The organism is uncultured Psychroserpens sp. (assembly GCF_947494225.1).
Taxonomy (GTDB): Bacteria; Bacteroidota; Bacteroidia; order Flavobacteriales; family Flavobacteriaceae; genus Psychroserpens.
Genome location: NZ_CANLUG010000003.1, coordinates 446,038 through 460,120 on the forward strand (window position 1 = coordinate 446,038; position 14,083 = coordinate 460,120).

The following is a 14,083-nucleotide window of genomic DNA, read 5'->3' on the forward strand; positions in this document are numbered from 1 at the left end:
AATTGGTTTTTGTTGGTACAAATATACAAAAAATATTTAATATATACCTAGGAAACTATTTCCGTGTAACATATTTTAACAAATTATTCACTTTCTAATCCGTTATGGGTTTTGTAAATTCGTAGGAAATAAAAACACACTATGGATTTAAACTTCAATAAAAACGAAGATCATAATAAATTACTCCTATCAGAATTAAAAAAACGCTTAGCCAAGGTTAAACTTGGTGGTGGAGAGAAACGCATTACTAAACATCATGCCAAAGGTAAAATGACTGCTCGAGAGCGTATAGACTTCTTGCTGGATTCAAAAAAACCATCTATAGAAGTTGGCGCCTTTGCTGGAGAAGGAATGTATAAAGAACATGGTGGTTGCCCTTCAGGTGGTGTTGTAGTAAAAATAGGATATGTAAAAGGCAAACAATGTATTGTTGTTGCTAATGACGCCACAGTGAAAGCTGGTGCATGGTTTCCTATCACTGGTAAAAAGAACTTAAGAGCTCAGGAAATTGCTATTGAAAACAGATTACCCATTATTTATTTGGTAGATTCGGCAGGTGTGTTTTTACCTATGCAAGATGAGATTTTTCCTGATAAAGAGCATTTTGGCCGCATTTTTAGAAACAATGCTGTAATGAGCAGTATGGGTATTACACAAATAGCCGCCGTAATGGGAAGTTGTGTTGCAGGTGGAGCCTACTTACCTATAATGAGTGATGAAGCCTTAATTGTTGACAAGACAGGTAGTATTTTCCTAGCTGGAAGTTATTTAGTTAAGGCAGCTATTGGAGAATCTATTGATAATGAGACTTTAGGAGGAGCCACAACTCATTGTGAAATTTCTGGTGTTACCGATTATAAAGCCAAAGACGACAAAGACGCACTAAGTACCATACAACGTTTAATGGATAAAATTGGAGATTACGATAAAGCTGGTTTTAATCGTGTAGCTTCAAAAAAACCAAACGCTAATCCTGATGATGTTTTCGGAATATTACCGCGCTCACGAGCAGATCAATACGATATGAGAGAAATTATATCTCGTCTTGTTGATAATTCTGAATTTGATGAATACAAGAAAGGCTATGGTCAAACTATTATTACAGCTTATGCCAGAATTGACGGATGGGCAGTTGGTATTGTTGCCAACCAGCGTAAACTTGTAAAAACAAAAAAGGGGGAAATGCAATTTGGTGGTGTTATCTACAATGACAGTGCAGATAAGGCCACGCGTTTTATTGCTAACTGCAATCAGAAGAAAATACCTTTGGTCTTTTTACAAGACGTAACAGGATTTATGGTAGGAAGTAAATCTGAACATGGTGGCATTATTAAAGATGGCGCTAAAATGGTAAATGCCGTAAGTAATTCGGTGGTACCAAAATTCACTATTGTTATAGGAAATAGCTATGGAGCAGGAAATTATGCCATGTGTGGAAAGGCCTACGACCCTAGACTAATTGTGGCCTGGCCAAGTGCCGAATTAGCAGTAATGAGTGGTAATAGTGCAGCTAAAGTATTATTGCAAATTGAAAAGGCATCGCTTGAAAAGCAAGGCGAAAAAATAACTCCTGAAAAAGAAAAAGAACTATTTGATAAGATTAAAAATAGATACGACGATCAAGTATCTCCTTATTATGCAGCGGCTCGAATTTGGACGGATGCCGTAATTAATCCTTTAGACACTAGAACTTGGATAAGTATGGGAATAGAAGCGGCCGACCACGCTCCTATTGAAAAGCCATTTAATATGGGGGTACTGCAAGTATAATGGCACTTCAAGAGAAAAAGAACAAACAACCCATTTATGTCATAATATTACTCATATTAGCGGCTGAGGCTGTTTTTATTTTACCTTTCGTTTTACAACGAATTTTTAAAACCACGTTTTTAGAATCGTTCTCTATTACGAACGTCCAGTTGGGAAGTTGCTTTTCTATCTATGGAACAGTTGCTCTTTTTTCTTACCTATTTGGTGGTCCTTTAGCCGACAAGTTCCGACCTCATGTATTAATGTCTGTTGCATTATTTCTTACAGCTGTTGGCGGTCTTTATTTAGCGACCTACCCGACATTATTTAATCTGCATGTACTTTATGGATTCTGGGGCTTTACTACAATATTTTTGTTTTGGGCAGCCATGATAAAAGCTACTAGAATTTGGGGAGGTAGTAATAAGCAAGGTATTGCTTTTGGTTTCTTAGATGGTGGTCGAGGTTTAGTTGCAGCTATTTTTGGATCTGTTGGTGTTTTAATATTCTCATTATTTATTACCAAAGACATAGAACTCACATCTATTGAAGAACGTCGTGATGCATTTAAGCATGTCATTACCTATACGTCTTTTGCTGTTATGGTTATTGCTGCTCTCGTATTTTTCTTTTTACGATTCAAAATTGAAGAACCAGTTCATAAACATAAAGACAAGTTTCTAACTTTAGACAATTTCAAAACAGTAATGAAATATAAGTCGGTTTGGCTTCTCATGATTATCATTTTATGTGCATATCATGGCTACAAAATGACAGATATTTTTAGTCAATACGCCGAAGAAGTAATGCTCTACAATAAGATTGAAGCAGCAAAAATTGGAACCTATCTTCTTTATATGAGACCTGTTATTGGTGTTGTTATCGGGTTATTAGCCGATCGTACTAGAGCCTCTTTATGGATTGTCATCGGTTTTATATTGATGGCCTTTACTAGTCTTATTTTTGCCTCGGGAATCATTAGTGATAATTCTGTAGTATTATTTATATTATCAATTGGCACTATGGCTTTGGGTGTTTATTCTGCAAGAGTTCTTTATTTTGCAACATTAGAAGAGGCAAAAATTCCTTTGGCAATAACTGGTACTGCTGTTGGGTTTATCTCTATAGTAGGCTATACACCCGATATTTTTGCTGGTCTTTTATATGGTTATTTTTTAGATGCTTACAAAGGCTTAGAAACTGGTCATCAAATTGCCTTTGGTATTATGGCTGGTTTTGCAATACTAGGATGCATCGCCTCGTTTATGCTTTACAAGCACACTAAAAAGATAGTTACTTAATTATACTCTTAAACGTCTTTTGGCGCTGAAGTTTTCCTGTTTCAGTTTCAATAAATTTAGTCGTGTGATATACCTTTTTTGGGATTTCAAATTTTGATAAGCCTCCAAAAACATCTTTATTGAATGTTTTAGAATCACCTTCTAAAACAAGAACAACCTTTTGACCTAAATCTTTATCAGGTTCTGAAGTAATAAAAAATCTTGATTTTATATTATCGCTAAGCTTTGCCTCAATTAATTCGGGAAATAGTTTTACACCACCAGAATTAATCATATTATCAAAACGTCCTATAATATCAAACTCCGATTTAGAAACCACATCTACAACATCATTGGTAGTTATGATATCATCGGTTAGTTGCTTTGCTTCAATTACTAAACACCCTCTGTTATCGGCATGTATTTTGATATCCTTTAAAATTTGAAAATGTGCTCCTTTTTCCGAAGTAAAATTAAGACACCTTACGGCAATATGGCTAACTGTTTCGGTCATCCCATAAGTTTCAAAAACTCTAGTATCTAAACCCTTCAATTCTTCTTTTAAACTATTTGAAACCGATGCTCCTCCAACAATCAACGTCTTTATTTGCATCAATTGACCTAAAGATTTCTTGAGTTGTAATGGTATCATCGCACAAAAATCATAAGGTTTCAAATGCTGATAAGCAGGCATTGAAGATGGAGCCACCATGTCTAGTTCAAGCCCCAGAATCATAGCTCTAACAAGCATCATTTTACCTGCTATATATTGACTAGGCAGGCAATGCAGTGCTGTATCTCCTGGTTTCAGTTTAAAGAAATCACCGGTCATAATTGCAGAATTGACCATGGCTTGCTTTTTGAGTTTTATGGTTTTTTGCACTCCTGTAGAGCCAGATGTTTTAACTAAGACGAAGTCTTTGTCGTCCAACCAATCTAACAGGAAATTACCTGTTACTCGTTCATAGGATTCACCTTCCTTAACTAAACTATAAGCCACTTCTTTAAGTCCTTCGCGGTCATAATTAATACCGTTTAGCCGAAATTTTAAATGTATTTTATTAAATAGAGGTGTCATTTGACGCTAGTTATGGCCTTACTCTCCTATAATTTTATAATCTTCTTTTGGCGGTTCTTCTACGCGACCAAACAAATTCGCTTTCCAATGCTTCCATTTGTACTTTTTGGCCATGATTAATAAAATAATAGGATATACAATTAAAATAGGAATTAAGATCTCTGAAATGTGAGTACTCGCTTCTGTGGCAGTAGATTTAAATAATGCGTCGGTTTGTAAGGCCGACCAATCTGATGTTACCAATAAAGATGCCATTAAGTTATTACCAAAATGAAATCCTAAGGCCAATTCTAAACCATCATCCATTAAGGTCATGATACCCAACAATAAACCAGTTCCTATATAAAATATCATAACAATTGGTCCCATTTCGTCAACCTCTGGATTTCCACTATGCAAGACACCAAACATCACTGATGTCACAATTAGCGGGAACCATCTGTTTTTTACGACAATAGCCAACTGCTGCATAAGATATCCTCTAAAAAGATACTCTTCCAAACCAATTTGAAGCGGAAACAAGAGTAAACTTACAACAACTAAAATGGTGAATTTCAATGGGTCTAGTTGAAATGTTACACTAGATGGGTCTGAAAAATAGCTCACCATAAATAAACCAATGGTAATAACAGTAATTAACGAAAACGAAAAGAAAACACGTTTCCAATCAATTTTATCTCGTGCTGTTGTAAGCGACATCAGGCTGCGCTTATGCAAAAATTTAACAAACAAAAACAGGAACAATAATAGAAATGCAAAGGGCAGCAAGTTAAATGCAAGCCAAAAGTTTCTACTTGGCACTAATTCTAACAACTTTTTTTGTTCTTCGATAACATCAAAACCGTCTGCAAAGAAAAATAAAAAAATGAGATTAAAAATAAAAAGTCCTGAAACAACCAAAACAGTTAAAATGACTTTCCAAGGTTCATTTTCCCCTTTATATGCTTGCTGTAAATAATTCATAGTTAAATATTAAAATTCCAAGGTGTTTGTTTTCTGTAGTGCAATGTACCATTTTTTACAACTAATGGCGAATCAAAGTTATTTGTAAATAAAGCGCCTGTACCAAGTCCTTGTGGTAATCTATTTTGAAGTGTATAGGTCCATTGAGCGATAGCATTCAATCCAATATTACTTTCTAAAGCACTCGTAATCCACCAGCCAATGCCATGCTCATTGGCATGAGAAATCCAAGATTCGCTTCCATTGAACCCTCCAACCAAAGTAGGTTTTAAGATGATATATTGCGGATTAATACCTTTAAGTAATTCTTTTTTTATGTCGTCAGAATGTATCCCAATAAGTTCTTCATCTAAGGCTATGGGTAAAGGTGTTTCTAAACATAACTTAGACATTTCTTCCCATTGTCCTTGTTTAATGGGTTGCTCAATAGAATGTAAATTTAAATCAGATAATCGCTTTAATTTTTCCAAAGCTTCATCTATAGAAAACGCTCCATTAGCATCTACTCGTAATTCAATATCATTTACGGAGAACTCTTTTCGAATGGATTTCAAAAGCTTCAATTCGGTTTGAAAGTCTAAAGCCCCAATTTTCATTTTTATACATCGAAAACCTGCCTGAATTTTTTCTTTTATCTGAGTCCTCATAAAGTCTTCATTTCCCATCCAAATAAGTCCGTTAATAGCAATTGACGACTCTCCTCTTGAAAAAGGAGATTGAAACAACTTAAAGCCATCACTACTATCTAAAGACTTAAAGGCCATTTCTAATCCAAACTGGATACTAGGAAACTCATTAAGCGCTTTGTATAAGTTATCAAGTCCTAAAGAGATGTGATCACAAACCCATTGCAGCTTAGATTCGAAATCTGGTCTATCATCATAGCTTAAACCTTTAAACATACCACATTCTCCAATCCCTTTCTTTCCATTATCATCAATAATAATGAACCAAGTATCTTTTGTTTTCAAGATTCCTCGAGATGTGCCACTGGCATTTTTAAAATGTAGTGTATATGATTTATACGTTGCTATCATAATTTATGTACTCACCACAAAAATAAGAAATATGCCTGCAATAAGATTGAGAAATAGACTTAGAAATTATGATGGAAACTTAGCTGTAATTGGGCTTTACCAACACTATTTGTCTTTTGGTTCATCCAACCCAATTGAAATTTCATTCCTGGTTTTAGCACATAACCTACACCTAAATAAGTACGGTTACGATCAAAGAATTCTACTTCTCTATTATCTCCAATATCACGCTGACCATTAACGAATAATTCATTATACAATGCAGCATATATGGCACCTTTTTCTAAAGCACTTTTATTAAAAGGTACATTCAAAAATAAATTATAACGATATCTTGTTCTAAAATCTTGATCTTCTACAAAACGCTGTTCATATCTAAAGCGATGCGTAAGATAAACACGATTTCCAAGTTTATGAGGCAATAATGCTTCTTGATAAATTCTACTTTCAGTTGACGTATCGTCACTGTCTCCAAAAGCTCCTGACGTAATATGCGCATAACCTAAGGTAAATTTAGCATTAACCCCTTTGGGTCTATACGTAAGTCCAGAACGCAGTAGTAGTTGTTCTAAATCGCCACCTAAATTCCAATTTCGATATTGTATATCTCCTTGAATTCCAAATTGACTTTCTTTAAATTGATGGTCATAGAAATACATGTACCAAGCACCTGTTTTACCAGATTCAACTTGAGCCATCATTTTCACTGAAATACAAAAAAGGATAAGAAAAGTAAGTTTTAGTTTCATTGTTGGTTTATTTTGTTGCAAAATAACATCTACATTTTTTGTGTAAAAATCATTAGTCGTAAATAACAGATTTTTAACAATTTTGTACTTTAGCTGAAATCTATTATTAGAGATGCAAGATCCAAATTTTCCCAATATCATTTTATTTGCTATTCCCTTTTTTATAGTGTCTATGCTATTAGAGCTTTATGTCACGATAAAGCAAGATATGAAAACCTACGAAACAAAAGACGCCTTTTCTTCAATAGCTATGGGATTAGGAAATGTTTTTCTCGGTTTTTTTAGTAAAGCCATTGTGCTCTTAGCTTTTTTCTTCGTTTATGAGCATTTTAGACTATTTACAATTCCAATTGTATGGTGGAGTTTTATTCTCATTTTTTTTGCAGATGATCTTGCCTATTATTGGTTTCATCGTATCTCACATGAATGCCGTTTATTTTGGGCATCGCACGTAGTTCACCATTCGTCTCAACATTACAATTTGAGCACAGCATTGCGACAAACATGGTCTGGCGGATTTTACTCTTTTGTATTTTGGCTGTGGTTACCTTTATTGGGATTTCATCCAGGTATGATATTATTACAAATGTCCATTAGTTTATTGTATCAGTTTTGGATTCATACCGAAACTATACAAAAAATGCCACGTTGGTTTGAAGCTGTTTTTAACACACCATCACATCATCGTGTACATCATGGTAGTAACCCAATCTATTTAGACAGAAACCACGCAGGTATTTTGATTATCTGGGATAAAATCTTTGGAACTTTTCAACCCGAATTAGATCATGAAAAAGTTGTTTATGGCCTAGTCAAAAACATAAATACATATAACCCTATAAAAATAGCTTTTATAGAATGGATATACATGTTCAAAGACACATTTTCTGGGCGAAAATCACTAAAAAATCGACTCCTATACCTTATTAAACCACCAGGATGGAAACATGATGGCAGTGGCCAAATATCTGAAGATTTAAGAAGAGAATGGCTAACTAAAAATTCCAAAAATGAAACTTAACAATAAAACAATATGGATTACTGGAGCGTCTAGTGGAATAGGAAAAAGTTTGGCAATTGCCTTATCTAAATATGATTGTAAACTTATTCTTTCGGCTAGAAGAACTGAAGAATTAGAAAAAGTAAAAGCATTATGTAAACAGCCTAATGATGTATCTATTCTTCCTTTAGACCTTGCGAATAACGAAGCGATGACGTCTATGGCGCATAAAGCTATTTCTACATTTGGAAAAGTGGATATATTGGTAAATAATGGAGGAATTAGTCAGCGTTCGGCAATACTAGAAACTTCAATAGACGTCGATCGAAAACTCATGGAAATTGACTACCTAGGGACTGTGGCCTTATCAAAAGCGTTACTACCCTACTTTGTTGAGCAGCAATCTGGTCATTATGTTGTTGTATCGAGTCTTATGGGAAAATTTAGTTCTGCATATCGTTCGGCCTATTGTGGCGCTAAACATGCCTTGCATGGTTTTTTTGATGCCCTACGTTTAGAACACGACAAAGATAATGTTAAAGTAACCATGATTTGTCCTGGTTTTGTAAATACTAATGTAGCTCGAAATGCACTAACAGGAGATGGTAGTAAACAAGGCTATCAAGATGACATGACCGAAAATGGTTTAGACGTTGACGTTTTTGTGCAAAAAATGATTAAAGCCATCCGTAAAGAAAAATACGAAGCCTATATTGGTAAATTCGAAAAATTTGGTGTCTATGTAAAGTGCTTGTCTCCTCGTCTCATTCACAAATTAGTGCTACGCAGTAAAGTGAAATAATTTATAGTTTTTCGGCAATAACTTCAATTAAGATTGGACAAAACAAGGTGGCATTTTTGTTCTTTTCTAGGGCTTCAAAATCCTTTAAGGCTTGCGCCACATCTGTTTGAGTTAAGTATCCGGCTTCTGCTAATCTTGGAAAATAACTATAGTAAAACGATTTTGGCCAATGCCAATTAAGATTATCGGGTGTGGCTAATTTAGCCATAAGTCGCTTGCTGGTAACCTTCATGCCTATATCCTCAAAAATTCTTGGCAGTTCTTTACCAACATCAATTTCGCCCTCCTGTTCCTTAAAACTTTGCAAACAACCAGCAATGGCCTTTTCAATACCCTCTTTACGCGGTACAACACTATGAGTTTGCCAGTCATAGTATTCATGTAAGACCATTTTACCACCAGGTTTAAGAGCGATTTTAACTTTGCTTAAAACTTCTTTTACATTGGGTATCCACGCCATTGCCCAGCGACAATACATACCATCTAGGCTATTTGGTTCTAAAACCATATCATTAAAATCTGCTTGAATCGCGTCAATCTTCAATCCGTATTGATTATTGATTTGTTTTAGAAAATTAACAAAATGTTCCGAGCGATCAATACCAATAACTTTTCCAGAGTTTCCAACAACAAAAGCCAATTCTTTAGTGCAAAATCCAGGTCCGCAGCCTAAATCTAAAATGGTTTGTCCTGCCGTAAACCCAGCTAATTCCCATCCTTTATGAGCCTCGGAAGCCCATACCTGATGCTGTAAGCCTAATCGATGGAGCTCTTCCTGATCTGTTCCTAATATATATGCGTCTTGCTCTTTCAAAATTTAATGTGTTACTATAAATCTATACGTTCTCCAATATCCAATAACATTAGATCCTTATTCTTATCGAAAAATTTTCGTTTGGCAGCTTCATGATCTATTTCTATATAGCCAAAAGTATCAAAATGATATCCTAACACCTTATCGCAGTCTACAAAATCACTTGCAATAAGGGCTTCATCAATTCCCATGGTAAAGTTATCTCCAATAGGTAAAATAGCTAAATCCAATGTTGTAAACATAGGAATTAACTTCATATCCATGGTTAATGCTGTATCTCCTGCAATATAGATCGTTTTATGTTCGCCCTGAATGACAAAGCCTCCAGGTTGACCACCATAACTGCCATCAGGAAATGAAGACGTATGAATAGCATTAACATATTTAACGTTACCAAACTCAAAGTCCCATTGACCTCCATGATTCATTGGATGGCTCTCTAATCCCAGCTTATCAAAATATGTGGCGATTTCAAAATTAGAAACGACTACAGCTCCTGTTCGCTTTGCAATGGCTTCTACATCCAAAATATGATCTTGATGGGCATGTGTGATTAAAATATAATCGGCTTCTAGGGTTTCAATATTTATATGAGAGGCTTTAGGATTTCCTGAAATAAATGGATCAACAAGGATATTAATGTTGGCGATTTTAAGTCCTAAACTCGCGTGACCATAAAATGTAATTTGCATTATCGGTTGATTTAAAATGGTTGACTATAAAAACAGAATCTAAAATACGAAAAAACTCAGACAGATTTGAAGAAATTGTCTGAGTTTTAAAGCCCCAAATTTTATTGCCAACATAATAGCAAATAAATGCCGACCTACAAAATTTCAACAATAAATATAATCATTAATTATTTGAAAACCAAATATTTATGTTAAAAATATTATAAAATATACCCTATCCCTAAAAGAAGAGAAAACAAGAATGTTGTCAATGCTAACACCTTTAATTGAGGGTCAAATGCCTTGGGATTGTCGGCTTTGTATACTTTAATAAGGTGAATAGATAACGGAATGTAAGCAATAAAAAACAAAAAGTTATAAATACGTGAATAGTATAATATAGAGAATACAAACGAAATTAGCATTGCTAAAACAATTAGTACAATGTGATATCTCTTTGCATTCATTTTCCCTAGTTTAACAGCTAAGGTTTCTTTTCCTGCAGCCTTATCTGTATCAATGTCTCTCATATTATTAAGGTTCAAAACTCCCATACTTAATAAACCCAAAGCAATAGCAGGTAAAACAACATGATGGTCTATGTGCTTTGTATATAAGAAATAACTTCCAACAACGCTAAGTATTCCGAAGAATACAAAAACGAACAAATCACCTAACCCTCTGTAACCATATGGAGAACTCCCAACAGTGTAATTAATTGCAGCAAAGACGGATAAACCAGATAACACGAAAAACAACAACGCATATAGAAAATATTTGCTTCCAAAAGACACAAATATTAAACCTACTGTTAATACAATAACTACAAGGATATTCATTTTGATGGCATCAAACATTTCCTCAGGAGAAATGGCACCACTTTGAATCGCACGCTCTGGTCCTATTCTATCATCATTATCTGTACCTCTAATGCCATCTCCATAGTCATTTGCCAAATTTGAGAGTATTTGTAGACTTATGGTCAATAGAATTGCGAACGTCATAATCATACCATTAAAATAACCATTGTAATGCGCAAAACATGATCCAATGATAATTCCTGATACCGACAATGGCAGTGTTCGTAACCTAAAAGCAGATAACCAAGGCTTTATTTTTTCTAGCATATTGGTGTTTTAGGTTTATGGTATCCATTTTTTATCAAAGTTAGGTTTTCGTTTTTCTAAAAACGCATCCCTTCCTTCTTTGGCCTCATCTGTCATATAAGCCAAACGTGTGGCTTCACCAGCAAATACCTGTTGACCAACCATACCATCATCTGTTAAATTCATTGCAAATTTCAGCATTTTAATAGACGTTGGCGATTTTGCTAATATTTCTTGAGCCCATTCATAGGCCGTATTTTCTAACTCATCATGAGGAATTACGGCATTAACCATTCCCATCTCGTAAGCCTCTTGAGCCGAGTAGTTTCTTCCTAAAAAGAATATTTCACGTGCTTTCTTTTGTCCGACCATTTTGGCCAAATACGCTGAACCATATCCTCCATCAAAACTAGTAACATCGGCATCTGTTTGCTTAAAAATTGCATGTTCCTTACTTGCTAACGTTAAATCGCAAACAACGTGTAAACTATGTCCTCCTCCTACTGCCCATCCTGGTACAACGGCAATAACAGCTTTGGGCATAAAACGAATTAAACGCTGTACTTCCAAAATATTTAAACGATGATAACCGTCTTCTCCAACATAGCCTTGATGCCCACGCGCCTTTTGGTCACCTCCAGAACAAAAACTCCAAATCCCGTCTTTAGTGGATGGTCCTTCAGCAGATAATAACACCACTCCAATATTAACATCTTCATTGGCATCATAAAACGCATCGTAAAGTTCACTTGTTGTTTTAGGACGAAAGGCATTCCTAATATTTGGGCGATTAAAAGCTATTCTAGCAACGCCATTACATTTCTGGTAAGTAATATCTTCATAGGTTTTAGCAGTAACCCATTTGGCTGTCTCCATAGTCAAATATATTTGTAACAAAAATACTGCTTTTATATATAATATAACAAGCTAAAAGCATCCAAAACTTGTTCCTAAAATGTATCACATCATTGACATCTTTTTTAATGTGACGATTTTAAAAAAATGGTGTCTAAATATAGGCGTTTATATAAAACGCATTAAAAATTAGTTAGAACACAAATATTAAGGGATATGACAATTTTAGATTCTAATCTTGCTTCACAGATTGTAAAGCAAGAGCAGTCGGATGCTGGAACACTTCATTTTTTTAACGACATAGCTGTTGTTGAATTTAATGAAGGCGTACATGTAGATTTAAATACAGCGCGAAAAACCATTCATGATCTTATACATTACTTCGGAAATTCTAAGCCTTTTGGTCTTATTGCGAATAGGGTAAACTCTTATTCTATTTCTTTGCTGGAAACCTTAGAGGTCAAATCTATATTTCCAAATTTGGTTGCATATGGTGTTGTTAGTCACAATTACGCTGGACGAATGAATGCAGAAATAGAAAGCAATTTTTGTGCTTCACAAAATATTAGTTTTGACAACTTATATGAAGGTCTACATGCTGTACATAAAAAAGTTATTGAACAAATTGCTATATCAATCAACTAAGCGTATACCATCAGACTCAATAGTAATTAAACGCTGTTTATAGAGCGTGCCAATTGCTTTTTTGAACGTTTTTTTACTCATTTGCAATTCGCGCTTAATATCTTCAGGATTAGATTTGTCATTTAGAGCTAAAAAACCATCAGAACTATCTTCCAAATATTGCATTACAATATCTGCATTTGGTTCTATCTTACGATAACCAATTTTCCCTAAAACAATGTCCAATTTATTATCGTGACGCACTTTTTTAACATAACCTTTTAAACGGTCTCCCACACTAATATCTTTAAAAATATCTTCTGAAAATATTAAACCCAAGTGTTGGTTATTCACAATAACGTTCATCCCTAACTCTGAAGGATGAGACACGATTAAATCGACCTCGTCAAACTGTTGGACGCTAAGCTCCTTATTATCTAAAAAACGGTTAGTTTTACTTGAGGCAACGAGTCTATCTGTTTCTTCATCTAGATAACAATACACTAAATACCATCCACCTGCTTTCATTTTGAAGGCCTGTTCTTTGAAAGGGCAAAAGAGTTCTTTCACCATTCCCCAATCTAAAAAGGCTCCATGAGATGTAACTTGATTACAACGTAGTAAGGCAAAATCATCACGAACAATATAAGGTTCGTCTGTAACTGCCACAGGTCGTTCTTCATTGTCAAGGTATACGAAAACCTCAATCTCTTCCCATATCTTAAATGACTCAGGAACATAACGATTTGGTAACAAAACTTCGTTTCCTTCTTTGTCGGCTAAATATAGACCTTGATCTGTCTCACGTAAAATCTCAAGTGTATTATAATCTCCAATTTTTATCATGCGCCAAAGATACAGATATTAGTATTGAGAACTAAAAAAAGCGCCATAATTCTAAGTGAATTACAGCGCTTATTATTTTTAAAAAATATCAGACTAGTAAGCTGATTCTTTTTTGAAGTGTTTTGTTAATAAATAATATACAACCGCTCTATATTTATTTCTGTTAGATTTTCCGTAAGTATCCATTACTGAAGCAATTCCTTTATCTAAATCATCACCATCTTTTAATCCTAATTTTTTGATTAAGAAATTGTTTTTTACAGTTGCTAATTCTGATTCATCAGATCCAGAAACTGTTGCAGCATCAGCATTGTAAATTGATGGTCCGCAACCAATAGTTACTTTTGTAAGTAAATCCATATCTGCATTGACTCCACATTTGTCTTTTAAGTCTGCAGCATACTTTGTAATTAATTCGTCTCTTTTACTCATCTTAGTTGTATTTTTTATAGGGTTAATAAATTAATGGTCTATAAATATAGCCATTTATTAGACACATAAAAAGTGAC

General features: G+C 34.6%; 15 protein-coding genes. 5 read left to right on the forward strand and 10 right to left on the reverse strand.

Features of this window, described 5'->3' with window-relative positions:
* The first annotated feature begins 141 nt into the window (after positions 1 to 141).
* On the forward strand, positions 142 to 1,770 hold the full coding sequence (locus tag Q0893_RS09920; protein ID WP_298902092.1) for an acyl-CoA carboxylase subunit beta: 1,629 nt from the start codon (positions 142 to 144) through the stop codon (positions 1,768 to 1,770).
* Entirely contained in the window at positions 1,770 to 3,050 is a 1,281-nt protein-coding gene (locus tag Q0893_RS09925; RefSeq protein ID WP_299274975.1) for a nitrate/nitrite transporter, read from the forward strand. The genes Q0893_RS09920 and Q0893_RS09925 overlap by 1 nt, the downstream gene beginning before the upstream one ends.
* Here Q0893_RS09925 and Q0893_RS09930 read toward each other — a convergent pair.
* From Q0893_RS09930 to Q0893_RS09945, 4 genes are read right to left on the reverse strand one after another with little or no spacing between them, the layout of a single operon-like run.
* Positions 3,043 to 4,107, reverse strand: a complete 1,065-nt coding sequence (locus Q0893_RS09930; RefSeq protein WP_298902096.1) for an AMP-binding protein — start codon at positions 4,105 to 4,107, stop codon at positions 3,043 to 3,045. The two genes, Q0893_RS09925 and Q0893_RS09930, sit on opposite strands and share 8 nt — an antisense overlap.
* An 18-nt stretch (positions 4,108 to 4,125) precedes the next feature.
* Positions 4,126 to 5,070: a CPBP family intramembrane glutamic endopeptidase gene (locus Q0893_RS09935; RefSeq protein ID WP_299274978.1), complete on the reverse strand. Its 945-nt coding sequence runs from the start codon at positions 5,068 to 5,070 to the stop codon at positions 4,126 to 4,128.
* A 2-nt stretch (positions 5,071 to 5,072) separates the two neighbouring features.
* Positions 5,073 to 6,107, reverse strand: coding sequence for an o-succinylbenzoate synthase (locus Q0893_RS09940; protein ID WP_299274981.1), 1,035 nt, complete (start codon positions 6,105 to 6,107; stop codon positions 5,073 to 5,075).
* Between the two features lie 59 nt (positions 6,108 to 6,166).
* Entirely contained in the window at positions 6,167 to 6,856 is a 690-nt protein-coding gene (locus tag Q0893_RS09945) for a DUF2490 domain-containing protein (protein ID WP_299274984.1), read from the reverse strand.
* Between the two features lie 208 nt (positions 6,857 to 7,064).
* Here Q0893_RS09945 and Q0893_RS09950 point away from each other — a divergent pair, with 208 nt between their 5' ends.
* On the forward strand, positions 7,065 to 7,877 hold the full coding sequence (locus tag Q0893_RS09950; RefSeq protein WP_299274987.1) for a sterol desaturase family protein: 813 nt from the start codon (positions 7,065 to 7,067) through the stop codon (positions 7,875 to 7,877).
* Positions 7,867 to 8,658 (forward strand): SDR family oxidoreductase, encoded by a 792-nt coding sequence (locus Q0893_RS09955; RefSeq protein WP_299274989.1) that lies wholly within the window; start codon positions 7,867 to 7,869, stop codon positions 8,656 to 8,658. The genes Q0893_RS09950 and Q0893_RS09955 overlap by 11 nt, the downstream gene beginning before the upstream one ends.
* A gap of 1 nt (position 8,659) precedes the next feature.
* On the opposite strand, the gene Q0893_RS09960 is transcribed toward Q0893_RS09955, so the two are convergent.
* The 4 genes from Q0893_RS09960 to Q0893_RS09975 all read right to left on the reverse strand — a co-directional run bounded on the left by Q0893_RS09960 (position 8,660) and on the right by Q0893_RS09975 (position 12,125).
* Positions 8,660 to 9,472, reverse strand: coding sequence for a class I SAM-dependent methyltransferase (locus Q0893_RS09960; protein ID WP_299274992.1), 813 nt, complete (start codon positions 9,470 to 9,472; stop codon positions 8,660 to 8,662).
* 14 nt (positions 9,473 to 9,486) lie between these two features.
* Positions 9,487 to 10,164 (reverse strand): metal-dependent hydrolase, encoded by a 678-nt coding sequence (locus Q0893_RS09965; protein WP_298902108.1) that lies wholly within the window; start codon positions 10,162 to 10,164, stop codon positions 9,487 to 9,489.
* A gap of 200 nt (positions 10,165 to 10,364) precedes the next feature.
* On the reverse strand, positions 10,365 to 11,270 hold the full coding sequence (gene menA, locus Q0893_RS09970) for a 1,4-dihydroxy-2-naphthoate octaprenyltransferase (protein ID WP_299274995.1): 906 nt from the start codon (positions 11,268 to 11,270) through the stop codon (positions 10,365 to 10,367).
* Positions 11,271 to 11,285: 15 nt separating this feature from the next.
* The gene (locus Q0893_RS09975) at positions 11,286 to 12,125 is read right to left on the reverse strand and encodes a 1,4-dihydroxy-2-naphthoyl-CoA synthase (protein ID WP_298902111.1); all 840 of its coding nucleotides are present in this window, start codon (positions 12,123 to 12,125) and stop codon (positions 11,286 to 11,288) included.
* Between the two features lie 195 nt (positions 12,126 to 12,320).
* Between Q0893_RS09975 and Q0893_RS09980 the strand changes: the two genes are divergently transcribed.
* Entirely contained in the window at positions 12,321 to 12,749 is a 429-nt protein-coding gene (locus Q0893_RS09980; protein WP_299274998.1) for a hypothetical protein, read from the forward strand.
* Here Q0893_RS09980 and Q0893_RS09985 read toward each other — a convergent pair.
* On the reverse strand, positions 12,738 to 13,574 hold the full coding sequence (locus tag Q0893_RS09985) for a S1-like domain-containing RNA-binding protein (protein WP_299275000.1): 837 nt from the start codon (positions 13,572 to 13,574) through the stop codon (positions 12,738 to 12,740). The two genes, Q0893_RS09980 and Q0893_RS09985, sit on opposite strands and share 12 nt — an antisense overlap.
* A 93-nt stretch (positions 13,575 to 13,667) precedes the next feature.
* Entirely contained in the window at positions 13,668 to 14,006 is a 339-nt protein-coding gene (locus Q0893_RS09990; RefSeq protein WP_298902115.1) for a DUF2853 family protein, read from the reverse strand.
* Positions 14,007 to 14,083: the final 77 nt, after the last annotated feature.